Annotated in this window: 19 protein-coding genes; 8 read left to right on the forward strand and 11 right to left on the reverse strand. The window is 55.9% G+C overall.

Annotation, left to right across the window (positions count from 1 at the left end; genetic code table 11):
* The first annotated feature begins 85 nt into the window (after positions 1-85).
* Positions 86-2,230 carry an FAD-dependent oxidoreductase gene (locus tag R0137_RS04720; RefSeq protein WP_407328950.1) on the forward strand — a complete coding sequence of 715 codons (2,145 nt, stop codon included), beginning with the start codon at positions 86-88 and terminating at the stop codon, positions 2,228-2,230.
* Complete coding sequence (locus R0137_RS04725) at positions 2,215-2,565, forward strand: GIY-YIG nuclease family protein (RefSeq protein WP_407328952.1); 351 nt, start codon at positions 2,215-2,217, stop codon at positions 2,563-2,565. Before R0137_RS04720 ends, R0137_RS04725 begins: the two co-directional genes overlap by 16 nt.
* On the opposite strand, the gene R0137_RS04730 is transcribed toward R0137_RS04725, so the two are convergent.
* Positions 2,522-4,435 carry an ABC-F family ATP-binding cassette domain-containing protein gene (locus tag R0137_RS04730; protein WP_407328954.1) on the reverse strand — a complete coding sequence of 638 codons (1,914 nt, stop codon included), beginning with the start codon at positions 4,433-4,435 and terminating at the stop codon, positions 2,522-2,524. The genes R0137_RS04725 and R0137_RS04730 overlap by 44 nt on opposite strands.
* Positions 4,436-4,454: 19 nt before the next feature.
* On the opposite strand from R0137_RS04730, the gene R0137_RS04735 reads away from it, so the two are divergent.
* Positions 4,455-4,979 carry a TIGR02444 family protein gene (locus R0137_RS04735; protein WP_407328956.1) on the forward strand — a complete coding sequence of 175 codons (525 nt, stop codon included), beginning with the start codon at positions 4,455-4,457 and terminating at the stop codon, positions 4,977-4,979.
* On the opposite strand, the gene R0137_RS04740 is transcribed toward R0137_RS04735, so the two are convergent.
* The gene (locus R0137_RS04740; protein ID WP_407328958.1) at positions 4,976-6,808 is read right to left on the reverse strand and encodes an ABC transporter ATP-binding protein; all 1,833 of its coding nucleotides are present in this window, start codon (positions 6,806-6,808) and stop codon (positions 4,976-4,978) included. The two genes, R0137_RS04735 and R0137_RS04740, sit on opposite strands and share 4 nt — an antisense overlap.
* 235 nt (positions 6,809-7,043) lie before the next feature.
* Here R0137_RS04740 and R0137_RS04745 point away from each other — a divergent pair, with 235 nt between their 5' ends.
* A complete protein-coding gene (locus R0137_RS04745) occupies positions 7,044-7,781 on the forward strand; it encodes an FKBP-type peptidyl-prolyl cis-trans isomerase (protein ID WP_407328959.1) in 738 nt (245 codons plus the stop codon).
* Positions 7,782-8,220: 439 nt separating this feature from the next.
* Here the strand turns inward: R0137_RS04745 and R0137_RS04750 are convergent, their stop codons facing one another.
* Complete coding sequence (locus R0137_RS04750) at positions 8,221-8,718, reverse strand: disulfide bond formation protein B (RefSeq protein ID WP_407328960.1); 498 nt, start codon at positions 8,716-8,718, stop codon at positions 8,221-8,223.
* Positions 8,719-10,314 carry a glutamate--cysteine ligase gene (gene gshA / locus R0137_RS04755; RefSeq protein WP_407328962.1) on the reverse strand — a complete coding sequence of 532 codons (1,596 nt, stop codon included), beginning with the start codon at positions 10,312-10,314 and terminating at the stop codon, positions 8,719-8,721.
* 251 nt (positions 10,315-10,565) lie between these two features.
* Between gshA and R0137_RS04760 the strand changes: the two genes are divergently transcribed.
* Together R0137_RS04760 and R0137_RS04765 are read left to right on the forward strand one after the other, a co-directional pair.
* Positions 10,566-11,603 carry an efflux RND transporter periplasmic adaptor subunit gene (locus tag R0137_RS04760; RefSeq protein WP_407328963.1) on the forward strand — a complete coding sequence of 346 codons (1,038 nt, stop codon included), beginning with the start codon at positions 10,566-10,568 and terminating at the stop codon, positions 11,601-11,603.
* On the forward strand, positions 11,603-14,749 hold the full coding sequence (locus tag R0137_RS04765; RefSeq protein WP_407328965.1) for an efflux RND transporter permease subunit: 3,147 nt from the start codon (positions 11,603-11,605) through the stop codon (positions 14,747-14,749). The genes R0137_RS04760 and R0137_RS04765 overlap by 1 nt, the downstream gene beginning before the upstream one ends.
* A gap of 20 nt (positions 14,750-14,769) precedes the next feature.
* On the opposite strand, the gene R0137_RS04770 is transcribed toward R0137_RS04765, so the two are convergent.
* From R0137_RS04770 to moaA, 5 genes are all read right to left on the reverse strand, one after another.
* Positions 14,770-15,147, reverse strand: a complete 378-nt coding sequence (locus tag R0137_RS04770) for a PilZ domain-containing protein (RefSeq protein WP_407328967.1) — start codon at positions 15,145-15,147, stop codon at positions 14,770-14,772.
* Entirely contained in the window at positions 15,144-17,582 is a 2,439-nt protein-coding gene (locus R0137_RS04775) for a DUF1631 family protein (protein ID WP_407328968.1), read from the reverse strand. Before R0137_RS04775 ends, R0137_RS04770 begins: the two co-directional genes overlap by 4 nt.
* Positions 17,583-17,608: 26 nt before the next feature.
* On the reverse strand, positions 17,609-19,072 hold the full coding sequence (locus R0137_RS04780; protein WP_407328970.1) for a VWA domain-containing protein: 1,464 nt from the start codon (positions 19,070-19,072) through the stop codon (positions 17,609-17,611).
* A complete protein-coding gene (locus R0137_RS04785) occupies positions 19,073-19,993 on the reverse strand; it encodes an AAA family ATPase (RefSeq protein ID WP_407329970.1) in 921 nt (306 codons plus the stop codon).
* Positions 19,994-20,059: 66 nt separating this feature from the next.
* Positions 20,060-21,070, reverse strand: coding sequence for a GTP 3',8-cyclase MoaA (gene moaA / locus R0137_RS04790; protein ID WP_407328971.1), 1,011 nt, complete (start codon positions 21,068-21,070; stop codon positions 20,060-20,062).
* A gap of 169 nt (positions 21,071-21,239) precedes the next feature.
* Here moaA and R0137_RS04795 point away from each other — a divergent pair, with 169 nt between their 5' ends.
* On the forward strand, positions 21,240-22,613 hold the full coding sequence (locus tag R0137_RS04795) for an SLC13 family permease (RefSeq protein ID WP_407328973.1): 1,374 nt from the start codon (positions 21,240-21,242) through the stop codon (positions 22,611-22,613).
* Positions 22,610-23,263, forward strand: coding sequence for a paraquat-inducible protein A (locus R0137_RS04800; protein WP_407328975.1), 654 nt, complete (start codon positions 22,610-22,612; stop codon positions 23,261-23,263). Before R0137_RS04795 ends, R0137_RS04800 begins: the two co-directional genes overlap by 4 nt.
* A gap of 30 nt (positions 23,264-23,293) precedes the next feature.
* On the opposite strand, the gene R0137_RS04805 is transcribed toward R0137_RS04800, so the two are convergent.
* A complete protein-coding gene (locus R0137_RS04805) occupies positions 23,294-24,385 on the reverse strand; it encodes a DUF2855 family protein (protein WP_407328976.1) in 1,092 nt (363 codons plus the stop codon).
* Positions 24,386-24,391: 6 nt separating this feature from the next.
* The gene (locus R0137_RS04810; RefSeq protein WP_407328978.1) at positions 24,392-24,871 is read right to left on the reverse strand and encodes a peroxiredoxin; all 480 of its coding nucleotides are present in this window, start codon (positions 24,869-24,871) and stop codon (positions 24,392-24,394) included.
* Positions 24,872-24,891 lie beyond the last annotated feature (20 nt).

Below are 24,891 nucleotides of genomic sequence, written 5' to 3' on the forward strand. Positions count from 1 at the left end.
ATTCAAGCTTTGCGCGGCGACTCTTTGTGTCCGTAAGGTTAATTCGGGTCTGGTCCCGACACCTAAATTAAAGGATTACGTAGAGATGGCAGCAGGTAAAACGGTAAAGGTAGGGATCATAGCGTTAGTGCTGGCAGGCTTTTTTGCCTTCTGGTACTTCGACTTACAGTCGCTGCTCAGTTTCGAGGAGCTGCGCGGGCGCAGTGATGATCTGCAGGCTCTCCGCGATGCCAATCCGCTCATGATCGCAATGATCTTTTTTGGCCTGTATGTCGCTGTCACCGGGCTTTCGTTGCCGGGCGCCGCGATTATGACCCTCGCCGGCGGAGCAATCTTTGGGTTTTGGACGGCTCTGTTGCTGGTGTCCTTTGCAAGCTCTGTAGGGGCCACTCTCGCGTTTCTGGTCTCACGGTCGCTGCTTCGCGATTGGGTGCAAAACCGGTTCGGACGGCAGCTTAAGGCACTTAATGAGGGCTTTGCGAAGGACGGCGCGTTCTATCTGTTCTCCCTCCGCCTGGTGCCGGTGTTTCCGTTTTTCGTGATTAACCTGATATCCGGCCTGCTGCCTATCAGTACCCCGCGATTTTACTGGGTGTCCCAGTTGGGTATGCTGCCGGCGACGGCGGTATTTGTGAACGCAGGAACCCAGCTGGGTCAGCTCGAGAGCCTGTCTGGAATCTTATCGCCTGCTTTGCTGGGCTCCTTTGTGCTGCTGGCCGTGTTTCCCTTTATTGCTCGCAGCATACTTGGCCGCCTTAAGTCCCGGCGTCAGTTGGCTCGATTCACAAAGCCCAAAAAGTTTGACACCAACGTCGTGGTGATCGGTGCCGGGTCGGCTGGGCTAGTTGCATCACTTATCGCTGCAACCCTTAAAGCGAAGGTCACGCTCATTGAACGCCACAAGATGGGTGGCGACTGCCTTAATACGGGTTGCGTGCCCAGTAAGGCAATCCTTCGCAGCGCTCACGTCGCTGAGGAAATGCGCCGAGCGCCGGAGTTCGGGCTGGCTCCGGTAGAGGTGTCTGTGAACTTTCCGGCTGTCATGGAACGGGTACAGGCCAAAATAGCTGCGATTGAGCCCCACGATTCCGTGGAGCGATTTACATCACTGGGTGTGGACTGTGTGTCTGGAGATGCAAAAATTGTCTCGCCTTGGGAGGTCGAAGTGAATGGCGAGCGTATTTCGTCGCGGCATATCATTATCGCCAGCGGTGCCCGAGCGCGAGTGCCGGATATCGAAGGCCTTGAGAATCTTGATTACCTGACCTCAGACACTTTGTGGGAGATTCGTGAGCTGCCCAAACGTTTTATGGTACTCGGTGCAGGCCCCATTGGCTGTGAACTTGCGCAGGCGATGGCGAGCCTGGGATCACAAGTCACGCTGGTGACTCATGCGCCTAGGATCATGCCGCGGGAAGACGAAGACGCGTCTATGCTGGTACATGCCCGACTCGAAAAGAAAGGGGTACGGATACTGACTCAATGTGAGCCGCAATCATTCTCAAGCATGGATAGCGCACAGTCGGCACAGTGCATGCACAATGGCGAGGCGATCACTGTCGAGTTTGATCGACTGTTACTAGCCGTAGGCCGCACACCGAACATCGAGGGAATGGGGCTGGAAGAGCTGGGAATCCGTACGACCGGCCGCGGCACTATAGAAGTCGATGACTATCTCCAGACGGATATACCTACAATCTTTGCTTGCGGTGACATTGTTGGTCCGTACCAATTCACGCATACCGCCAGTCATCAAGCCTGGTTTGCCACAGTGAATGCGCTTTTAGGCCACCTGAAGCGTTTTCGAGTGGATTATTCGGTGATTCCCTGGGCGACCTTTACAAGCCCTGAAGTGGCGCGTGTGGGCTTAAGTGAAGATGAGGCGAAAGCCCAGAACGTGCCTTACGAAGTGACTCGCTACGGCATCGACGACCTGGATCGAGCAATCGCAGATAGTGAAGACGAAGGCTTTGTTAAGGTTCTCACCGAGCCAGGGCGCGACCGTATTCTTGGCGCAACGATTGTTAGTGCACACGCGGGAGATCTGATACCCGAGTTTGTGCTGGCGATGAAGCACGGACTGGGGCTGAACAAGATTCTTGGCACGATTCACATCTATCCGACGATGAGCGAGGCCAATCGATTTCTTGCGAGCGAGTGGCGCAAGGCCCGAAAACCCGAAAAGCTCCTTGCATGGCTTGAGCGCTATCAGACTTGGCGCCGCGGGTAGGACTCTTGGGTAGCAAGGAGTCGCCCGATAAACCTGGGAGCCCTGAGCCCACGACGTCGTCGGAAGATTGGTTGGTCTATATGCTTCGCTGTGCGGACGGCTCTTTGTACACCGGAGTCACCCGGGATCTTGTTCGTCGCCTTCGCCAGCACAATGGCGAGATTGTGGGGGGCGCAAGTTACACGCGGGGGCGTCGGCCCGTGACTGCGATTTGGGTAGAGGTGCGACAGAGCCGTTCGGCGGCACAGGTGCGTGAGGCCGAGGTGAAACGCTTGTCGCGCGCAGATAAACTCAGCCTTGTTCGATCATCGCCTCGAGAGATTCCTGCTGGCTAAGCCAATCGCTCTCTAGTTCTTCGAGCTCAGCACGATGGGCACCCTGATCGCGGAGTAAATCCGTTAGTTTGGTTTTGGCCTCCAGCTCGTAAATTGAAGGCTCTGCAAGAGCGGCTTCTATAGCTGACAGCTGCTCTTGAATCGTCTCCATGCGTTTCTCAAGCTTCTTGATCGCCTGCTCCAGGGGGCGTCGTTGCGCCCTGGTCTCGGCTGCCGCTCGTCGTTGATCGCGACGATCAACGGTGCTGCGTTGTTTGCCGGCGCCTTCAGCTTTGGCGGGGACCTTGTCCTGGGCATCATCGCTACCCCGCAGGATAAGCCCTTCGTAAGCATCCAGATCTCCGTTAAACAGGCTCAGGTGTCCTTCGGCGATGCGATAAAGATTATCCGCAGTGCTGCGCAGTAAGTGGCGATCGTGACTCACGACAATCACAGCGCCCGTGAATTCCAATAGAGCAATCTCCAGCGCTCGACGCATGTCGAGGTCCAGGTGGTTGGTGGGTTCGTCCAGAATCAGAACGTTCGGGCGTTGCCAGGCCAGAATGGCAAGGGCTAAACGCGCTTTTTCTCCACCGGAAAAGGGTCGTAGTTCCGCGTCCGCTCGTTTGCCCTTAAAGTCAAAGCCGCCGAGAAAGTCTCTCAGGGTTTGTTCCCGCGCATCCGGCGTTAGACGCTGTAGGTGGAGCAAGGCGGAACTGTCCAAATCCAGCGTATCTACCTGCTGCTGGTCAAAGTATGCGATGCGACATCCTTCACTACTGTGCCGCTCCCCCGCCAACAGGGGGAGTTCGCCACAGAGACTTCGCAGAAACGTTGTCTTACCTGAACCGTTGCGCCCAAGAAGCGCTATGCGATCCCCGTTGCGCAGGCTGAAATCTGCGCCGCTGATCAAGGGTGAGTTGTCGTAACCTACGTTCGCACCGCGAACTTCGATGAGGGGGTCGCGGCCTCGTGGAGGCTCGGGAAAGCGAAACTCAAAAGGGCTGTCTTCGTGGGCCAAGGCCATCTCACCCATGCGAGCCAGTTCTTTGAGGCGGCTCTGGGCTTGCTTGGCCTTGGTTGCTTTGGCGCGAAAACGGCGCACAAAGTCTTCTATTTCGGCACGACGACGCGCGTGTTTTTCGGCACTAGCCCGCTGTTCTTCAAGGCGCAAAGCCCGTTGGCGTTCAAAGTCACTGTAGCCACCCTTGTAGCTGTTCAGGCGCTCCTGTTCGATATGCATTACGGCGGAGCAGCTTGCATCGATAAAGTCACGGTCGTGGGAGATGAGCAAGAGCGTGCCGCGATAGGCTTTGAGGAAGTTTTGCAGCCAAATCGTGGTATCGAGATCGAGGTGGTTTGTGGGCTCGTCCAAAAGCAGTAAGTCAGATGGCATCATCAAAGCGCGCGCTAGAGCCAGACGTACTCGCCAGCCACCGGAAAATGACCCAAGGCTTTTTTCTGCGTCGCTGTCCTCGAAGCCAAGCCCCAGCATAAGCTGTAGTGCCCGGCGCTCGGCCGCATAGCCGTCACAGGCTTCCAGCTGTGTATGGATTTTCGCGGCAGCTTCGAAGTCATCATTGGCTTCGGCAAGCTTTAGGCCTCCGAGTAGCTTGGCAACGGGCGCGTCACCCTCCAGAACAAAATTGCCCGCACTAACGTCGGTGGCGGCGACATCCTGAGCCATGTGGGCAATACGTTGTCCCTTGAGGCCTTCGATGTCACCTTTATCGGCCTGAAGCTCACCAAGTAGCATGGCAAAGAGACTCGATTTGCCACAGCCATTGGCGCCCGTGAGAGCAATTTTTTGTCCCGGGAGGAGGCTCGCGTTCGCTTCTTCAAAGAGAAGACGGTCCGCGCGGCGGAGGCTGAGGTCGCGTAAGATAATCACGGGCGGGAGTTTACTGGGCGTGGACGTAAGGGAACAGACAAACAAGCAGGAACCAGACAGCATTCGATCTCGATTGTGGGAGTTTGCTGTGGATGTTTATGCCCAGCCGGGCGTAATGGCTGCCTGTTTAAAGGCCCAAGAGCAGTGGGACATCGACGTCAACTTGATGCTCTATGCAGTATGGTGTGCAAAGCAGAAAGTAGTTTTAAGGAGTGACGATTTCCAGAAAGCCGAGAGTCGCTGTCAGGTATGGCGGGAGGCGATCATTTTGCCTCTTCGAAAACAGCGAGAGTTATGGCGCGGGAAGCCAAAGCTGAGCGCTGACTATGAGGCTATCAAGGGCCTGGAACTTGAGGCGGAACGATGCCAACTGGAGTTTCTCGCTGACCTGTTCGAGCAAGATCAATCGGATTTAGCAACTTTGGAATTTGAGGGACGCATAGATACATCAGTCCTCGAAGCGCAGCTGTCATCCCTGGCAAGGCACTACGGTTTGCTGGAGGAGGTGTTTATGGAGTTCCGAGTTGCAGTAGCGGGGTCTTAGTCGAGCGCCAGGAACCCGCCGGACTGGTAATCCCAAAGCCGCTTGTAGATCCCATCTTTGGCAATGAGCTCTGCGTGACTACCGGTTTCGACGATATTCCCACCATCCAGCACGATCAATCGATCCAGAGCAGCGATGGTTGACAGGCGATGGGCGATGGCTAGCACCGTCTTGCCCTCCATGAGCTCGTACAGACTCTCCTGAATAGCAACTTCGACTTCGGAATCCAGCGCAGACGTGGCTTCGTCGAGCACAAGAATAGGCGCATCCTTTAACATTACCCGAGCAATGGCGATGCGCTGACGCTGGCCGCCACTCAGCTTTACGCCGCGTTCTCCGACTTGGGCATCCAGACCCCGGGCACCGCTGTGATCCTCTAGATTGTCGATAAATTCATCGGCGCGGGCACGATGGATCGCGGTCAGCAACTCGGCTTCACTGGCCGACTCTCTTCCATAGAGAATGTTCTCGCGCACCGTCCGGTGAAGCAGTGAGGTGTCCTGAGTCACCATTCCAATGTTGGCGCGAAGACTTTCCTGGGTAACGCGTCGGACATCCTGGCCGTCAATGGTGATGCTCCCGTTTTGAATGTCAGAGAATCGCAGCAGGAGGTTAACCAGCGTGGATTTTCCCGCGCCGGAGCGACCGATAAGACCGATTTTCTCTCCAGGAGCGATATCCAAAGATAGCCCGTCGAAAACGGGTTTGTGGGGTGTGTAAGCAAAGATGACATCCTGAAAATGCACTCGCCCCGATTGTACGTTCAGCGCTTGTGCCTCGGGATCGTCCTCGACACCAATATCCCGAGAGAGCGTGCTGATGCCATCGCGAACGGTACCCACGTTCTCAAAGAGCGCCGACACCTCCCACATAATCCACTCGCTAACGCCGTTTATGCGCAGACAAAGCGCCAGTGCCGCGGCTATGGAGCCAGGAGAGATCGCTCCCTCGAACCAAAGGTAAATGGCTGTTGCGCTCACCGAAAGCAACATGAGCGTGTTGTTGGCCGTGATTGTAGTTTCCATCCATGTCACGAGCCGCATCTGGGGATGCACCGTGTTTAGAAACTCCTCCATCCCCTCTCGCGCATAGTTGGACTCTCTTTGTGCGTGGGAGAAGAGCTTCACCGTGCCAATGTTGGTGTAGCTGTCGGCAATCCGCCCCGTCATCATTGATCGCGCGTCCGCCTGGGTCTCAGAGACGCTCTGCATGCGCGGCAGTATGGTTTTAAGGATGAAGATATAGATCAACAGCCAGACAAAAAGCGGAATAGCGAGTCGTGGATCTATGCTGCCAAGAAGAAACAGCACCGATAGAAAGTACACCGTCACGTAGACCAGAATATCGAGGGTAATGAGCACCACGGATCGCACGGCTAGGGCTGTCTGCATAACCCGCGTCGCGACACGCCCGGAAAACTCGTCCTGAAAGAATCCCAGGCTCTGTCGGAGGAGGTAGCGGTGGGCCATCCAACGCACAATCATTGGAAAGTTGCCCATCAGCGTCTGGTGCAGCAGTAACGATTGCAGCGCGACCATTATGGGAAAGGCAGTCAGTAAGCCCAGTACAAATGCCATGAGTGACCGGCCACCGGCGGCAAAGATTGTTTCGGGCGTTGTAGTAGATAGTAGGTCGACTCCCTGCCCAAGGACCTCGAAGAGGGCGACTTCAACAATGGCGACGCCCATGCTCAGCAAGGACACGCAAATCAGCCAGGGCTTCAATCCGCGGGAATGGTGGAGACAAAAGCGGTAGACGGACGAGGGCGCTCGGCCGGGCTGAATGTCCGGAAATGGGTGTACGAGTTTTTCAAAAAACCGAAAAGCCATGATTTTGTTCCGCAGACGAAGGAGCTAGGTTGTTTTTTATGCCCTTTCGAAGAGGAGGGCAGTGTAGCCTGTCCTTTGGCAGGACACAGCCCGAGGGTGGCAGACCGGCCATACAGCGTTTACACTTGCGCCCTCGAAAAGCGTGGACCTCTGTTTGCGACGCGCCTCACTCTTTTGAGGGCTCTGTCTCAAGGTTCAGTTTCCATCGAACTCTATCAATTCACAGGAAGTATCCATGAATACATTTTTAAAGTCTGCGGTAGCGCTGTGCGCCGTGATTGTGCTGGGCGCATGTCAGCAACAAAACTCAGGAGAAACTACCGTGGCTGAACTACAGCTAGAAACCCCTAACCAGCGATTGAGCTACGGCGTGGCGTTGGGACTTGGTCGAAATATGGCGAATGACGGCATGACCGTTGATGTCGATGCCTTCGCTGCCGGTTTGCGTGATGCCATGACTAACTCGCCTCAGCGTCTGACCGATGAAGAAATTCAGGCTGAAATGATTGCTTTTCAAGAGCGCGTAAACGCCGAGCGTGAGTCAATGACTTCGGCAATGGCTGAAGCCAACGCTGCAGCGGCGACCGCATTTCTCTTGGAGAACAGCACTCGCGAAGGCGTAGTGACCACTGAGTCAGGTTTGCAGTACGAAGTGATCGAAGCGGGCGACGGTGCGATGCCTACTGCCGAAGATAGTGTCGAAGTCCACTACCGCGGCACGCTTATCGACGGTACGGAGTTTGATTCTTCCTACGCTCGTGGCGAGCCCGTCACTTTTGGGGTGGGTCAGGTCATCAGTGGTTGGACCGAAGCATTGCAGTTGATGCAGGTGGGTTCCAAGTACAAGCTATTCATCCCTTCAGAGCTTGCCTACGGTGCGGGTGGTGCGGGTGAGCGTATCGGACCAAACGCTGCTCTCGTTTTTGAAGTAGAGCTGCTGAGCATTCCTACTCAAGCTGGCGCAGAAGGCTAAGTACTTCGCTCTCACAGAGCCCGTTTGGTCGGGCTCCTTGTGACGCAGATCGAGGGTCTCAACTTTGTTGAGGCCCTTTTTTTTGTCATCAGTTCGTATCTGGTTAGTCGGGCCGCGCACGTCGGTCGCTGCGCTCGCTAATTTGGGGGACGCTCGCTCCGTAACCAACGCACGTGGCATGTCTTGGCATCACACGTCTGCATTTGTCGGGCCGCGCACGTTGGTCACTGCACTCGCTAAGTTGTGGGACGCTCGCTCCGTAACCAACGTACGCAGCCCGCCCCTGTATTGAAGGGCGGTGGAGCCTGAGTTACCTCAGTGAGTTGATGATCGATTGAGGTGGCACCGCAGAGAGGCAAGGGGGCCAGATTTGCGAAGTAAGCATCCCCCTTCCTAGCGCACGCAGCGAATTGGGCCCCTTGCCGGATTGTTCTGGTCGTTAGTGCTTACGAACCAGCTGAAAGACAGATACCCCGGCGAGTACGACAAAGAGAGCGAGAGTCTGCTCCGGAATACTCAGCCCCATAAAGGTCCAGACAGTCTCAGCGCAATTTCCATCGCCCATCATGACTACAGAAAATGTCTCTGAGAACGGCAGAGTCTCCAGCATGTACTCCAGACTGGGACCGCAGGCGGGCGCTAGCTCTTCGGGAAGGTTCTGAAGCCAGATGTGGCGCATGGCGACGGCACCGCCGGCTGCTGCGCTGATAAGGCAAAGCGTGGCATAGACCCGACGACCCCAGCCCTGCGGATTCTGTATCGCCGCCAAGAGCGCGAACACGCCGACGAGAACCACGAACAAACGCTGAGTAATGCAAAGCGGACAGGGCGGTAAGCCCAGTGTTCGCTCCAGATAAAAGAGGGCAAAGGCCATGGAGACAACGGTCAATAAAAATAAGCCGAAGAATACGGGCCGTATTTGAAGCAGAGCGTTCATCTAGTCTCCGTGATTTAGAACTTTGTACTGATCGAAATAGGCGGCGAGGTAATCTTCAAAGCTGACATCATCTGCAGCTTCGATATCCGTTTGGCGAGATAGCGACTCTGTGCTTTCTTCGATCAGCGATTGTTCCGCCGCCGCATCGATTCCGCCATCTTTAAAGTGCTCTGCCCAACGATTGCTGTAGCCCATGGCAAAACGGTAGTAGGGCATGCCTGTTTCACGCATCTCGCGGAGGACCCGCGCCGACGGCAATTCCACATCACCGCGCACTTTCGAATGCTGCTCAGCGAGCGCAGCGGCATAGTCAGAGTTGCCATGAACCGTGTCCAGAAGTTCCGCACTCGCCGCTATTTCACTAAGGAGCCCTTCTGCCCAGTCTGTAAGTAACCTAGGGCCAGACTCAGTATCCAGCATCAGACCCGGCTCTCGCCCGCGGTTCACCACCGCAGTCAGATTGGAGGCCTGGCGGTCTTGCTGCGCCTCGTCACATGGGGGGCTGGGCTGGGTTAGGCAGAACAAAAGGAAGCTGTCGAGGAGTCGAATCTGTGCACCATCGATACCCAGAGGGTGGAAGGGGCTGACGTCGATGCAGCGAACTTCGACGTACTCAATGCCTCTTTCATGGAGCGCGGATAAGGGGGTTTCACCGCTGCTTCCTGGACGCTTTGGTCGAATGGTGCTGTAAAACTCGTTTTCTATTTGCAGCAAGCTGTCATTGAGTTGCATGTACTCATCGTCCTGCTTGCCCTTAAACGCTGCGTAGTCAGGATGAGGTGTAAGAATCGCTTGGGTCAGGGTGGCAATATAGTTATCCAGAGAGTTGTAGCAGGCACGCAGTGACTTCTGGGCGGAGCTGTTGTATCCCAAATCTCCCATGCGCAGTGCTGTGGCATGGGGAAGATGAAGCGAATTGCCCTCGCCATCAAAAGGTTCGAGATGATGCTCGCCCCGACCACGCATGAAGCTTGCGCACACGGCAGGTGACGCACCAAAAAGGTAAATCAAAAGCCAGGACCAGCGATGGAAGTTACGAATCAGACCGAGGTAGCGGCTGGTAATATAATCCTGCAGAGGGCCTTCATCGTCATCGGCTTTTTGCGCTTCGGGCCAATAGGAATCAGGCATGGAGAAGTTGTAGTGCACACCTGCGATGGCTTGCATCAGTCGTCCGTAACGATTGCCTAGGCCATAGCGATAAACGGTTTTCATGCGACCCACGTTAGAGCTTCCATAGCGTGCCACGGGGATTCCCGCGTCACCGGCCACGATACAGGGCATGCTCGCGCTCCAAAGTCGCTCACTGCCGATATGCTTGTAAACAAAGCTGTGGACGTCTTCGAGTGTTCTTAGTGTGTCATCAATACTGCTGGATACTGGAGTAATGAACTCCATTAACGACTCAGAGTAATCGGTAGTGATACTGCCGTGGGTGAGCGCTGATCCTAGAACGTCCGGGTGAGGGGTTTGGGCTAAAACGCCGTCTCCCGCCACTCGAAGGCTTTCTTTTTCGATGCCGCGGCAGATGCCACGAAGCAATTCCGGCTGCGATTCTGATAGTTCCGCCAGTTGTTGGTGCCAATGGGAGTTCAAAACTGTCTCCTCGTCGCGATTAGTTGCGACGACGTTTCGGGGCTAGCCCTTGAGATGATTTCTGACGTGAAAACGCGACGTCCTTGTAGGGTGTGATGATACACCGTCCCACCCACAATCCGTTAGCGCAGTGGAAAGCAATCCGACATTAGGGGGGTCGCGTATGCACACCGTCTATCGCGCAGGCCCAGATGTTAAGATACCGGCGCAACCATCTTTTCTTCCTATTTAACAGGAGTTATGCGGTAACTATGAAATCTTTGGTCATTGTGATTGGACTGGCATTTGTCGGCTTCTTTGCCTGGCAACAATTTGGCGGGCAATCTGAAGATGGCATGGGTCGGCAACGCCCAGCGGCTCCTGTGACGGTGGTGGAGGTCGAGTCACGAAGTTTTCGGGATCGGATCCCCGCGCTGGGAACTCTGCAGGCCTGGGAGTCCGTTGATATTACGGCTCCGGTGGCGCAACGCATCACAGGACTCAACTTTGAAGACGGACAGATTGTAGAAAAGGGCCAGACTCTGGCGACGCTTCGACAGGAATCCGAGCAGGCCTCCATGCGTGAGCTCAGCGCCCGATTGGCCGACGCCCGTCGAGAAGTTAAACGCCTTGCGGATCTGGCGCGAAAAAATCAGGTGGCGCAGACGGACCTTGATTCCGCGACAACCGAAGTAGAAGTTTTAGAGCATCAAATCAGCGAGCTCGAAGCGCGTATAGCCGATCTCACGATCGTCGCACCTTTCTCTGGCGTGTTGGGCCTTCGTGAAGTTAGCGAGGGGGCCCTCGTGTCCTTCGGACAGCGACTCACTACTTTGGACGATGTCAGTCGTATGCGACTGCAGTTCACAGTACCCGCGCGTTACCTCGGTGTCCTCCAACCGGGCATGTCGATCATCGCGAAGAGCGCGGCTTTTAAAGAGGACTTTGTGGGCACACTTTCCGCAGTAGGTAGCCGGGTAGATCCAGTGGCACGAGCGATCACCGCGCGCGCGGTCGTCCCTAACGACGAAGGCCAGCTTAGAGCGGGCCTCCTGATGGAGATTGAAGTCACAGGTGACTCCAACACGGTGCTTATGGTGCCCGAGGAGAGCATTCAAAGCCGAGCAGCGCGGCACTTTGTCTGGAAGGTTGATGGAGAGCAGGCCCTGCGAAGCGAAGTAAAAATTGGAGCCCGTATCCCGGGCTGGGTGGTTATTCTTGACGGAGTGAGCGAAGGCGAACGTATTGTCCAGGACGGCGTGATCCGCCTCTCGGGTAACGCAATGCCCGTTCGCGTGGTGCAAAGCTGATGTTACTTTCTGATGTGGCGGTTAGGCGGCCTGTAATGGCCCTTGTGGGTAGTGCCCTCATCGTGGCCTTTGGCCTGCTGGCCTTTGATCGCTTGCCCTTGCGGGAGTACCCGGATATCGATTCACCCATCGTGACGGTGCAAACCTCCTATCCCGGCGCCTCTGCCGCGGTAGTAGAGAACAAAATCACTGAACTCATCGAGAATCGCCTATCGGGCATCGAGGGCATCAAAACATTGAGTTCCGCCAGTTACGACGGCGAATCCACTGTGACTATCGAGTTTAATCTCGACCGAGATATCGACTCCGCAGCTAACGATGTACGTGATCGCGTTTCCGGGGTTCTGGATAACCTCCCTGAAGAAGCGCTGCCACCCGAAACTCGCAAGAGCAACAGTGATGAGCAGGTGATCTTCTGGTCGCACCTTGTGGGTGAGAATATGTCCGCCCTCGAGTTGACGGATTATGCCCGACGCTACCTCGAAGACCGCTTTGCAGTTCTGGATGGTGTGGCACGGGTGCGTATCGGTGGCGGTCAGATCTACTCTATGCGTATCTGGCTGGACCGCAACGCTTTGGTAGCTCGGGGCCTTACTGTGACCGATGTAGAAAGTGCCCTCCGCAGCCAGAATGTCGAGCTCCCCGCAGGCACGATCAAATCGTCGCAGAGGGACTTCGTGGTTCGTATTGATCGCAGTTATCAGGTCGCGGAAGACTTTCGTGAGCTGGTACTGGCACGGGGAGACGATGGCTACCTCGTTCGCCTGGCAGATGTTGCAAGAGTGGAACTCTCCAGCGCGGAATCCCGAAGTATGTTCCGCGGCAATACAGAGTCTATGGTCGGCGTTGGTATTGTGAAACAAAGCAAAGCGAACGCGCTCAGTGTGGGCAGGGCTGTGCAAGCAGAGATCAAGCGCGTAAATCAGCAGCTCCCCGACGGTATGGAATTGGTCGTAGGCTTTGATCGGTCGGTATTTGTTGATGCGGCGATTGACGAGGTGTTTTCGACGCTTTTCATTGCCGGAGTACTCGTTGTCATCGTTATCTTCATGTTTCTGGGCGACCCCAGGAGCGTTTTGGTCCCTGCGCTTACTGTTCCAATCTCACTCATTGGTAGCTTCAGTATGCTTTGGGCATTGGGATACAGCATCAATCTGCTGACATTACTGGCGCTGGTCCTCGCCATTGGTTTGGTGGTTGATGACAGTATCGTGGTGCTTGAGAACATTCACCGGCGCCTGGTTCGTGGTGAGTCAGCCTTGGTGGCTTCCTATCGCGGTTCCCGCCAGGTGGCCTTTGCGGTAATCGCTACCACGCTGGTGCTGGTCGCCGTGTTTATCCCTATAACTTTTCTTGAGGGCAATGTGGGGCGCTTGTTTGCGGAGTTTGCCGTAGCGATGGCCATTGCTGTGATTTTCTCCAGTTTTGTGGCTTTGACCTTGGGTCCGGTTATTTGCTCAAAGTTGCTCAATAAGGACAAAGTCTCAAATCGTCTTGCAGACAGAGTAGAAGCGCTCAGCGAAGCGATGGAGCTTCGCTACAGGAAAGTGCTCAGGCCCTTTGTTGAGCGATCGTGGTTGTTTATTCCGGTGTTGTTGCTCTGTGTTTTCGCTGCGTGGCAATTGAGTCGCAGTGTGCCGCAGGAGTTCTCGCCGACGGAAGACCGCGGCGTGCTGTATATGATTGCAGCAACCCCGGAGGGGTCTTCTTTCGAATACACAGTGGATCAGGTGTTGCAAGTCGAAGAACTTCTAATGCCGCTGGTTGAAAGTGGTGAGGTGCGCAGGCTTCTTATTCGCGCCCCTGGTTGGGGTGGTGGTGAATCCTTTAACCAGGCCTTCACGATTATGGCGCTCGCACCATGGGAAGAGCGTGATCGTACCTCTCAGGAAATAGCGGCAGACGCTCAAGCCCGGGTGAAAGATATCGCCGGTGCCAGGGTATTTGTGCGCGCACCGCGCTCCTTTGGTGGCGGTAATGCTGACCCGGTACAGTTTGTTGTGGGTGGTGATAGCTATGAGAACCTGGCCGAGTGGCAGGACATCATGCTGGCAAAAGTTGCCGAAAATCCGGGTCTGCTTCGCGTAGATACCGACCTCAAACCTACAAAGCCGCAGCTCCGCGTTTCTGTGGATCGTAATCGTGCGGGTGATCTGGGGATTAGCCTCGCGGACATCGGCAGAACATTAGAGACTCTCCTGGGTTCTCGCCGCGTGACGACCTTCATCATGGGCGGGCGTGAGTATGACGTGATCATCGAGGGTGATCGAGAGGAGTCCCGTACGCTTTCGGATCTGGACAACATCTACGTGCGCTCCAGCACCACCGATCGACTCATCCCACTCTCTAATATGGTTACTCTTAGAGAAGAGGCGGGCGCCGGTAGTCTGAATCGTTACAACCGTGTTCGCTCCTTTACGTTGTCCGCTTCTCTGGCTGATGACTACAAACTGGGTGAGGCCCTGGAGTACCTGCAAGAAGTTGTGCGTACGGAGCTGCCCGAAACCGCGAGCTTCGACTTCAAAGGCGAGTCCCTTGAGTACTATCGGGCAAGCGGCAGCGTGTACATCACGTTCATGCTTGCCTTGCTTATTGTCTACCTGGTGATGGCGGCACAGTTTGAGTCCTTTGTGCACCCGGCAATTATTCTCTTTACCGTACCGGTAGCCTTGCTCGGTGGTTTGTGGGGACTACAGCTTGTCGGTGCGACGCTGAATATCTACAGCCAGGTCGGTCTGATTATGCTGGTCGGATTGGCCGCTAAGAACGGAATTCTCATCGTGGAGTTTATTAACCAGATGCGAGACGCTGGTTTTGAATACGAACAGTCGGTTATCGAGGGCGCGAGCAAACGTCTTCGTCCGATTGTTATGACGGCATTTACCACGGTGATGGGCGCACTACCGCTGGTTCTTTCCTCCGGTCCGTGGCATGAAGTTCGCAGTGTGATCGGTGTTGTTGTCATGGGTGGAGTTGCTCTGGCTACGCTAGTGACCCTGTTTTTGGTGCCCATGGCCTACAGCCTGCTCGCGCGAGGCACCGGCTCTCCGGAACTCGTGAGCCGTCAGCTGGATGCGGAAATGGAGTCTTTTGATGCCGCCAAAGCCGCGGGAAGTACGGCGGTAGCGGGGCAGGAAGCGAGTTAGCAGGGCCTGCGGTAGCGGCGCTAGGGAGCGGGAGTACGTTCGTCCATTTCCATGAGTGCCGCTTCCCAGTGCTCTATGTCTGATCCCAACGCATTAAGAACTTCAAACCCGGCTATCCAGCTGCCGGGATTCTCTTTGTCTCGCATGCGCCAACGTACCTGACCTACCAGGTAGAAGGGCTCACTTTCTCCGGGGAGCTCAACGCCAATCTGCAGTATGGCGCCTACCATCACGGTCTCGTCGAGGCGCACCCGTAGTCCACTGTGAGAAACATCGAGGGTATCGCAGCGGGCAACTTTTCCGGGACCTATGCTGCCAGGTGGGGGTGATTCGATTTCAATGAATACCCGGGATGCGACAGGTAGCCGGAAGAAACGTCGATTGTCGTTGCCCGTCATTGTCCCTCCTCCCGCGCTCTTTCGACTTCATCCCGGAAATAGGAGCGAGTCTCCAGAATGTCCACAAGTCCCTGATCCATAAGCGTTCGCAGTTCGGAGCGGCTCAGTTCTCGCAGAGCAATACCTTTGCGGTTGACGAAAATATAGTTGTCACGCCGGGGATCGAACACGGCAAGCTTGGCCATGATCGGGGTTTCTCCGTCATGAAACCCGAGCCATGCACCCATGGGCACATCTACCTCTCGCTCTTTACTCGCAGCCGGGCTTTGCCCGGGAGGCGACGCTACAGGCGTCAGTGGTGGCGGTGTTGGCGGCTGAGGTGGAGGCGCGGGCGCTTGAGGTGGCGCCGGGGCTGCATAACTGGGAGGCTGCGGCGTTGGCGTTGGCGTTGGCGTTGGCGTTGGCGTTGGCGTTGGCGTTGGCGTTGGCGTTGGTGCCGGTGCCGGCGTCACTACGGGTGAAGGTGGCGGAACTGGCGGAGGTGCGGGTGGCCGGGGTGCCGCTACCGGTTGATACTCGGGCGCTGCCGGTGGACTCAGCGGCTGCGGGGTTGCGGGTGTTTCCCGATCCGCCGGTGCACCACCTATCGCTGCCTCAGCAGCCGGTGCCTCAGGTTCATCCAGCTCCAGAGTGAGGTCCAGTTCTGCGCCTTCTGGTGGCTCCAGCACTGGATCCCATTCATCAGCATCACTGAGATCAGGAAGCTCCTCCGACCAATCCTCAGCCTCTGAACTGTCGACAACGTTGTCTGTGTCCGGCGCAAGCTCCGGTTCTTCGGCCTGCTCAATAGTTTCCTCTTTGGGAAGCGTATCGACATCGCTTTCAGTCGCGACCGTAGGCTCGTCATGAGCGCGCCGATCAGGGTGCGTCGGCCGCCCATCATCAGGGTCATGCTCCGCAACGGGTTGAGAGCCTTCAGCCGGAGGAGAGCCTTCAGCCGGAGGAGAGCCCTCAGCCGGAGGAGAGCCCTCAGCCGGAAGAGAGCCCTCAGCGGGTTTGGATAGCGAGCCCTCAGCGGGCTCTTGTTCAAAGCCCTCAATGGATTCGGGTCGAGAATCCGTTGTGGAAGGGGCGTCAGATACGTCTTCGGGGGGGCGGTAACCGGGATCGATAAATTGGCGCAAGCGATCTTCGCTATCGATGCCAACTGCGGAAGCGAGGCTGAGGCTAAAGCTATCCCGATTGGCCAGTAGCACGGAAAAGCCGTCGTTCACACGCTGACTGAAAGCTTTCCGAGAAATATCCAAAGCCTTTAAGCCTACAAAATTCGCAAAGAGCAGGTGCTGTCCGTTCTCCAGTTGCAATACGAGCTGAGCTCTTAACTCGCCCTCATCATCTTCAAATTGATACCAATCGCCCGTAGTGAGTCTGTCATCTCTGCTGACTTCCAGAGCGGGAGGCTCTGCTTCTACCGGAATAGCAGGGATTTTCACTAGCTGAAGCTTCTGGCCGTGCTGTATACGCAGGTGTGCGTACTCCACGAGTCCAATGGCACTATCGGTAGCATCGCTGTCATGCTCAAGGCTCAGCAGCCAGCGTCGAAGCTCTCCAGGCAAATGTCGGAGGATCTGTTCCTGTCGATCACGGCCGGCGTCACCCGAATCCTCCTGTGCTTGCACGGACTCCATAAGGTGCAGCGTTGCTCGGCGCATCTGATCCCATTCTCGCGATACGCCTCCATGCTTTACCAGTACAAGCTGGGCGCTGTCGTACCACGGGCCTTTAAGAAACTCTCCGATTGCCGCGGGGAGGTCGAACTTTTCGAGCCCCGCATTGATGTCCTTGGCTGCTTCACGTCGAGCGGAGAGAGTTTTAAGGCGGGCTTCTTCGGTCTCCGCCAGCCTTTGCACCATTCGCTGTGCTCGCGCGGCATCACGCTCGTTGGCGGCAACCAGCTCTTGAGTAATCGCAGCGATATCAAGCCGATCGTTGTTGAACCACTCCAGCGACTTTTCGACCGCACGCTGTATGCGTTGCTCGAGCATTTGCCCTGCTCGATCGAGGCGCATCTGCCAGCCGACAGCACCGTTTTGTAGTGCGTCAAGCAAGCGATGGAGGTCGTGGGCACCCGGGGTGTAAAACGACTCTTCTCTGAGCGCCATTGCCACCGCTAAAGGCAGTAGTCGCCGGATATGATCTTTAAGGGGTTGTTCGAGAGGGAAGTGATCTTCCCACTCGTCGAATGCTTCACAGACCCACACCAATACAGCATGGTCTCCGGGCCGAAGGCTGGCTTTTAAGTTTTGTTTGGCTGCACGACGCTTAATCGTTGCCAGAGGCGAGCTGTCGGTGTCTTTGCTCTTGGCGAGAAAGCTAATCAGCGTATCTGGCGAGAGGGTATCGGCACTGAGAGGTGCATCAGTGGGAGCGAACTGTTCCTCTACCTTAGGCTTAAGAGAGCAGGGGAGTGGGATTTGATCGTGAGAAAGAGTCATAGCGCGCCGCTAAACCGGCAGCAGTCCTAGCGCAAGCTCTTGAGCAGCTGGTCAACGACTCGCTCAAGCTGTTGTAGGTTGCTGCAAGGTGCACAGTAGTGGCAGACAGTCTGGTAGCGCAGCATCTCTGAATCACCGGTACCCCAAGCGCGCCGCGACTCCGGATTCAGCCAGATAACTTGTTTACTGCGCTGGTAAATGCTCTGCATGATCTCCAGCTCTGGGTTTCCTCGATTGTTACGCGCATCGCCTAGAATGATAACCGATGTATTGCGGTTGATGTCGTCCAAGGCCAGCTGAGAAAAGTCGCGGAAGCTGCTGCCATAATCCGTGGCGCCGCCGTAGCGCCAATTCGCTAACTCGATAGCACGCTCCAGCGGCTCGTCCCGGAATAGATCGCTGATTTCCCCCAGGTGACTTGAGAACGCAAAGCTTCGAGTGCGTGGGAGAACGTCCTGAAGGCTATACAAAAACATCAGCAGAAAACTGGCGTAAGCAGCAACGGATCCGCTTACGTCACATACCGCCAGCAATTGCGCCTTGTCACGCTTCCGTGATCGCCAGTGCGTCTTAAACAATATGCCGTCGTGAGCCATACCACCACGCAGTGTCTTGCCCATGTCCAGCTGGCCGCGCTTTACGGGCCGACGACGGGCGCTGTGGCGGCTGGCTAGACGACGGGCCATGCGGCGCACTTGTTCCTGCACCCGATCACGATGCCGCCGATCGATATTAGATAACCGGGTCTTGCTTAGGATATCTTCCATGAACGCGCTGTTGTGGCCCTCTGCGTTCATGAGGTACTGCTGCTCTACGTAGTCTCGCACCTGTTCGCGGAGCACGTCACGGTAACGGCGCAGAGTATCGATTGCAGGCGAGTCGGCGCGCTCGAGCTCAATGACAGCGTCGCGCATTAAAGCCTCGCCAAGGGTGTCGAGGATTCTGCGAGTGTACTGGCCCTTTTGAGTGAACAGCCGAATCTTACTGAGACCAGCGTCCTGGGCTGCGCTGCGCATGGCGGTACTTAGCGCGCCCCGTTGGTTTTCGAGAAGCGCAGGCAACAGTTCGCCATCTAACAATTCTTTCAGCGACGGAGAACTTCCCGCCGCTGCCTGAAGCTCTGCAGCATCAGAGGCTGATCCTCCCCCCGCTGCGGCCTGTCCCGCACCATTGCCAGCGGCATCTGGACTATCTGCCGTCGCACCTTCTGCGCTCTCGCTACCTTCACCGTCTCCTTCGGTGGTGTCAGCCTCGCCTTCGGTACTGAAGTCGGCGGCCTGTTCGTCGAAGAACTGATCAAAGCAATAAAAGAACGTATGCTCTTCTCGGTCGCTTTTGGCTAAGGTTAAAGCAAGGGCATTGCGGAGAGTGTCTCGATCGGAGTAACCCACGACTTCCATTGCCGCGGCCGCATCCAGAGTCTCTGCAGGAGACACGGGTAAAGAGTGACTGCGGAGAATCTCGATGAAGCGAAGCAGGCTGGACTGCATTTAGGCGTTGTCCGAGGCCTGCTCGATAGAACGCAGGATAGCGCCCAGTTCCGCTTCGGTCGCCTCAATATCTTGCTCAAACTTCAGGAGTACGTTGAGGGTCTCCTGTACGAGCTTGGGTTCCAACTCCGCGGCATGAAGGAGTAACAGGCTGCGCGCCCAGTCGATAGTTTCGGAAACCGCCGGCTGTTTCTTAAGGTCGAGCTCTCTCACGGCATGTACAAAGGCCACGAGTTGCTGGCGCAAGCTGCCCTGTACCTCCGGCACTCTGCTGGCGAGGATGCGCTCTTCAAGATCAATGCTGGGAAATGGGATATGCAGGTGGAGGCAGCGGCGTTTCAGGGCGTCAGAAATATCGCGGGTGTTGTTACTCGTGAGGAACACCAGCGGCGTCGACTTGGCTTTGATCGTGCCAATCTCTGGAATGGATACCTGATAGTCCGACAGAATCTCCAATAGCAGGGACTCAAACTCGTGATCTGATTTGTCAATTTCATCGATGAGCAGTACTGCGCCTTCGGGCTGCTCCATGGCTTGCAGCAAGGGACGGGGTTCAAGAAATTCTTCGGAGTAGAAAACGTCTCCAAACTGATGAAGGCGCTCAACGGACTCGGCTAGGCCTTCGGCACCATCCAACAAATCGCCCAGCTTCTCCTTGAGAACCTGTGTGTATAGAAGCTGCTTTCCGTACTTCCACTCATACAAAGCTTTTGCTTCGTCCAGTCCTTCGTAGCACTGCAGGCGCACCAAGGGCAGGCCCAAAAGTGTTGCCGCGGTTTTTGCGAGCTCTGTTTTACCGACGCCGGGAGGGCCTTCGACTAATACGGGTTTGCGTAGCTGCGCCGCAAGAAAGACCGCCGTTGCTATTCGCGGGCTGCATATATAACCGAGCTCAGCAAAGCCGTTTTCAATCGCCTCCATAGAGGCAAGTTCAGTCCTTTTATCCACGGCCCTTGGGCTCTCCCTAAGCTGGTGCAACGCGGCTGTCTAGCCGCCTGTCGCGTTCATGAAGCGCAGAATCTGCGGCTCTTCACTGTTATCAAAGTAGTGGCGCTCGGGCTTGATAGCCATGGCGTCGTGCAAAACTGTCTGCAGCTCTTCAGTGGTGCTGCCCGGGCTGCGCAGGTACTCTCGTAAATCCACGGAATGCTCGTTTCCCAGACACAGCAAAAGCTGCCCTTCCACCGTCACACGCACCCGATTGCACAAGTGGCAAAAATTATTACTGTGCGGCGAGATAAAGCCAATGCGACTGCGGCTGCCCTCAAGCGAGTACATTCTTGCGGGGCCGTCGCTTCCGGTCGGGTCGCCTAACGCACACAGGCTGTAATGCTCTTCAATCTGAGCGCGGAGCCAGTCGCTGTCAGCCAGGGTTAAAGCACGGTCGTGATCGTCGATACGGCCCAGAGGCATCTCTTCGATGAAAGCGAGATCTATACCTCGCTCTTTGGCAAAGCTGACCAGATCCAGTACTTCGTCGTCGTTGTCACCGCGCATAATGACTGCATTGATACGAATCCGCTCAAAATCGGCCGCACAGGCTGCGTCGACGCCGGCGATAACCTGTTCCAGATGGCCGACGCGGGTGATCTGCCTAAACCGCCGTGGCTGCAAGCTATCGAGACTGATGTTCAGCCGCTTCACACCGGCATCACTTAACGGTTGAGCCAGACGCTGGAGCTGGGAGCCGTTGGTGGTCATCACCAGTTCTTCTAATCCCTGCATTGCACCGAGCTGTTCTACCAACTGCATGATGTTGTGTCTCACCAACGGTTCGCCGCCCGTAAGACGGATTTTGCGAACGCCCAAATTGACAAAAGCCTGCGAGACCTTTGCCAGCTCTTCCAGAGTGAGTACTTCATTTTTGGGGACAAATTTCATGTCTTCGGCCATGCAATACACACAGCGAAAGTCACAGCGATCTGTCACGGACAAGCGCAGATAGTCGACGCGTCGACCGAAGCGATCGATAAGCGTGTTCGGAGTGTTTTCTTGCATGGCGCGCAGTGTACTTCTCTGGGGCGTTGCGACCAAGCGCGCGCCGCGCTTTACAGCTCGCACTCTCTGGGACACGATGGGCGTCTATGAGCTCTTTTAGTCCTTGCGGCGCAATCAAAACCTCTCAAGATCACCGGTATACGCTCGAGTTCGGGCGGGGTCTGGGCTGATGCGGGCTATTGCCTTTTACGCCGGTCCTCTCTTGGCGTTTGCCGCTGCGCTCTTGGCCTTGGAGACAGGCCAGTCTCAGTCCGTTGCAGTAGTGCTGGGTGTCGCGGTTATCTGCATTGTGTGGTGGATTTTCGAACCCATCGCGATTCCTGTGACGTCGCTGATTCCTCTTGCAGTTTTGCCCCTCGCCGGCATTCTGACGCCTGCAGAAGTAGGGGAAGCCTATGGTTCGCCGCTGATTTTGCTGCTGCTGGGGGGCTTTTTGCTCTCTCAGGCGATGGAAAGCAGCGGTGCGCATAGGCGAATCGCCCTGGGAATGATTCACCTGTTTGGTGCCAAAAGCCCCCAGCGATTGGTATTGGGGTTCATGACGGCCGCTGCGGTACTCAGTATGTGGATTTCTAATACGGCGACGACCTTGATGCTATTGCCCGTCGCCCTCGCGATGCTCGAGGGCTCCAAAGATAAGGAGCGGCTCGCGGTACCTCTGCTTCTTGGCCTCGCCTATGCCGCGAGCGTCGGGGGTGTTGGAACGCCTATTGGGACGCCTCCCAATCTAATATTCATGCAGATATTTGAGGAGTACACGGGCGAAGAGATGTCCTTTACGCGCTGGATGACCTGGGGCGTACCGGTCGTAGTGTTGCTGGTGCCAGCCATGGCATGGTCACTTACTCGGGGGATTGAGCGCAGTGCGAGTCTTGAACTGCCTGTTGTAGGTCCCTGGCGGCCGGAAGAGCGTCGAGTGCTTGCTATTTTTTGTCTTACCGCGGTGGCATGGGTTACGCGCAGTGAACCCTTTGGGGGTTGGCGAGCGTTGTTGGACTTACCCCAGGCCAACGACGCATCCGTCGCCCTGCTTGCGGTGGTGGTTATGTGTATCGTCCCTAATGGTCGTGGGGGGCGGTTACTGGATTGGGATAGAGCCAGTCGTATTCCCTGGGGCGTTTTACTGTTGTTCGCTGGGGGAATCTGTTTGGCGAAGGGTTTTGTTGCCTCGGGTCTGAGTGACGTTTTGGGTCAGGCGCTGGCCTCTCTTACAAATATGCCGTCCATCCTGCTGATTCTGGTGGTGTGTCTGGTAGTCACCTTTATGACTGAAGCCACCAGTAACACGGCGAGTACCACACTCCTGATGCCGGTGCTGGCTGCTGCGGCGCTTGCCGCTTCTTTGCCTCCGGAGTTGATCATGGTGCCTGCGGCTATGAGTGCAAGTTGCGCCTTTATGTTGCCGGTGGCTACGGCGCCGAATACCGTCGTGTTCGGGTCCGGACTGATTACCACCACACGGATGGCTCGTGAGGGGCTTATGCTTAATTTTATAGCCGCAGCGATTATCACCGTGGTGTGTTACGGAGTAATGGTTTTATGACAACGGGCGTTCGATTTTTTGGGCTTGCTCTCATTCTAATGTCTCTGGCACTTCTTTATCCCGGTATTACCCAGCCAGTTTTAACCCTCAGCGGAGAACTCGAGAAGTCCGAGCTCGCGGACTTTGGTATAGACCTTATTGCGGGCGAGGGCGGTAATAGCCAGACCCGTGACATGCTCAATGCCATGGCACGCATGATGGGCTTGGATCAGATTGAGGGCCGCGTCGAGGCCTATCGAAGCACAAGATCGATCTTGGGTATGTCCGAGGAACTCGCTAGCAACGGCAATCTTCTGGTCGCCGTGATGATCGTCAGCTTTAGCGTGGTGATTCCTGTCTTAAAGCTGCTGTTTCAAGCCTGCGCCCTATTGTTACCCGCAAACTCCGCAAGGCGATTGTTGAAGCTGAATGCGGCTTTGGGAAAATGGTCGATGGCGGACGTGTTTGTCATGGCGATGCTCATTGCCTTTATGGCAGGGAGAGCATCGAATCACGTGGGTGAGTTGTTGATTATGGATGCGCAGCTGGAACAGGGCTTCTGGTTCTTTCTGGCCTACTGTCTGTTTGCTATCGCCGCGGGCGGGCTCCTCAATTTTGTCGCTGCCAGGCAATCCGCTTCCGAGGAGCTACCCAAACAAAACCTGATCTGATAGAGGGATGGCTGGCTGTTGGTTCCAGAATCAGCCAGCGCGCATAGATACGGTGTAACCTTCAGCAGGGGAGGCCTCCCCTCGAAGCACCTTCAAAAAAGCCTCTTGAGCGGCAGTATCGCCGTCAAAATGCCGGATTTTCAGCCAGTCATCAGCAAAGCGCCGGAAGTTTACAAAGCTTGTTGCGATGCGTTTTTCCATTTCGCTGGCACCCCATTCCTTGCTGCGCTTTGCGGCCTGCGCTGGAGCAAAAAATAGTTCTGGTTGGGGGCCCGGCAGTGTTTCGCCAGCTCCCATGGGGCCATCCTGATGTGTTGCACCAACGAGACAAGCGTAACGAAGTTCATCGCCGTAGTGGCTATGCAAAGCCATGTTGACGGTGCGGTCACCCGCCATATCGACACTCACGGCGGATAGCTTTGGCATATCGCCAATTTCGTCATAGGTAAAGACGGTATCGTAGCAACCGAGCTCCTCGCAAAACGCCTTGTTGCGCGAAGAGGTGAGGCCGACACTGCGTAAAGCTCCCCGTGCCTGCACCGCGTGTGCCAGAGCTATTGAGGTTTTACTGGAAGCGCTGGTTATCAGGCAGTCTTTCGCCGCGTAAAAGTCGTTATCAAACAGGGCGTCTTCACACAGCCAAGAAGTCAGATAGAGGCCACGAAGAAGGCTGTCCTGCTCCTCCCGCGAGGTTTCATAAACAGGGTTTTTCGAAGCCCGCTGAAACTGCGCATAGATGGGAGCGAGACCTTCGCGATGCCCCGATACGTCGCAAAAGTTGTACTCATTGCATAGGCCTGCATTGATAAGCAGATGTGTCGACATGGGGAAAAATCCCCAAACCCGCTCGCCAGTTTTTACATCAGCGTGCTCACTTTTCACGACAGTGGCATAACCCATCGCCGGTACGCGACCCCAGGCCTCGTCATCGGTAGGGAAAAAACGCCAGTACCCCAACAGATCGCCCACATGACAGTAGCTGATGTTGTTGGCGGTTAGCGCAAAGCGATCCACTTCCAGTAAGACCTGCCCGGCCTCCAAAGCGTCGGGGAGGGTGGTTTCGACGACGCGCAGCATGTCAAAGGCATCGCGTCGGGTTTCCAGTGTTAGTTGGCTTGTCATGGCAGATCAGAGCGCCGCCATGATGCTTTCTGCAGCGCTGACGTCAACGCCGGCTCCTGGTTCAACATTGAGGGTAGTTACCGTCCCGTCATCGACAATCATGGCGTAGCGTTGGCTGCGCAACCCCATGCCAAATCCCCGGCCATCCAGTTCAAGGTCGAGGGCCTTAGTGAAGTCGCCATTTCCGTCGGCGAGCATCATGATGTGCTCCGCATTTTGTGCTTTGCCCCATGCATCCATTACAAAAGCGTCGTTAACGGACAGGCAGGCGATGGTATCTACGCCGGCGGCCAGGATCTTGTCTGCATTAACCACATATCCGGGAAGGTGGGTCATGGAGCACCCGGGAGTAAACGCGCCTGGCACAGCAAACAAGACAACTTTCTTGCCGCTGAACAGCTCATCTGTGCTTACGGGAGTCGGGCCGTTTTCGCCCATAACCTGAAGCTTGCCTGAGGGGATCTTGTCGCCAACAGAAATACTCATCTTTAACTCTCCTTGCCTAA

It is taken from the genome of Congregibacter brevis (assembly GCF_045689245.1).
Classification (GTDB): domain Bacteria; phylum Pseudomonadota; class Gammaproteobacteria; order Pseudomonadales; family Halieaceae; genus Congregibacter; species Congregibacter brevis.

Coding starts and splice junctions, on each gene's coding strand:
- R0137_RS04805 (WP_407328976.1), bottom strand. CDS start 24,385: ATGACAAGCCAACTAACACTGGAAACCCGACGCGATGCCTTTGACATG.
- R0137_RS04780 (WP_407328970.1), bottom strand. CDS start 19,072: ATGCAGTCCAGCCTGCTTCGCTTCATCGAGATTCTCCGCAGTCACTCT.
- R0137_RS04750 (WP_407328960.1), bottom strand. CDS start 8,718: ATGAACGCTCTGCTTCAAATACGGCCCGTATTCTTCGGCTTATTTTTA.
- R0137_RS04795 (WP_407328973.1), top strand. CDS start 21,240: ATGCGGGCTATTGCCTTTTACGCCGGTCCTCTCTTGGCGTTTGCCGCT.
- R0137_RS04800 (WP_407328975.1), top strand. CDS start 22,610: ATGACAACGGGCGTTCGATTTTTTGGGCTTGCTCTCATTCTAATGTCT.
- R0137_RS04740 (WP_407328958.1), bottom strand. CDS start 6,808: ATGGCTTTTCGGTTTTTTGAAAAACTCGTACACCCATTTCCGGACATT.
- R0137_RS04785 (WP_407329970.1), bottom strand. CDS start 19,993: ATGGAGGCGATTGAAAACGGCTTTGCTGAGCTCGGTTATATATGCAGC.
- moaA (WP_407328971.1), bottom strand. CDS start 21,070: ATGCAAGAAAACACTCCGAACACGCTTATCGATCGCTTCGGTCGACGC.
- R0137_RS04765 (WP_407328965.1), top strand. CDS start 11,603: ATGTTACTTTCTGATGTGGCGGTTAGGCGGCCTGTAATGGCCCTTGTG.
- R0137_RS04770 (WP_407328967.1), bottom strand. CDS start 15,147: ATGACGGGCAACGACAATCGACGTTTCTTCCGGCTACCTGTCGCATCC.
- R0137_RS04810 (WP_407328978.1), bottom strand. CDS start 24,871: ATGAGTATTTCTGTTGGCGACAAGATCCCCTCAGGCAAGCTTCAGGTT.
- R0137_RS04745 (WP_407328959.1), top strand. CDS start 7,044: ATGAATACATTTTTAAAGTCTGCGGTAGCGCTGTGCGCCGTGATTGTG.
- R0137_RS04720 (WP_407328950.1), top strand. CDS start 86: ATGGCAGCAGGTAAAACGGTAAAGGTAGGGATCATAGCGTTAGTGCTG.
- R0137_RS04760 (WP_407328963.1), top strand. CDS start 10,566: ATGAAATCTTTGGTCATTGTGATTGGACTGGCATTTGTCGGCTTCTTT.
- R0137_RS04775 (WP_407328968.1), bottom strand. CDS start 17,582: ATGACTCTTTCTCACGATCAAATCCCACTCCCCTGCTCTCTTAAGCCT.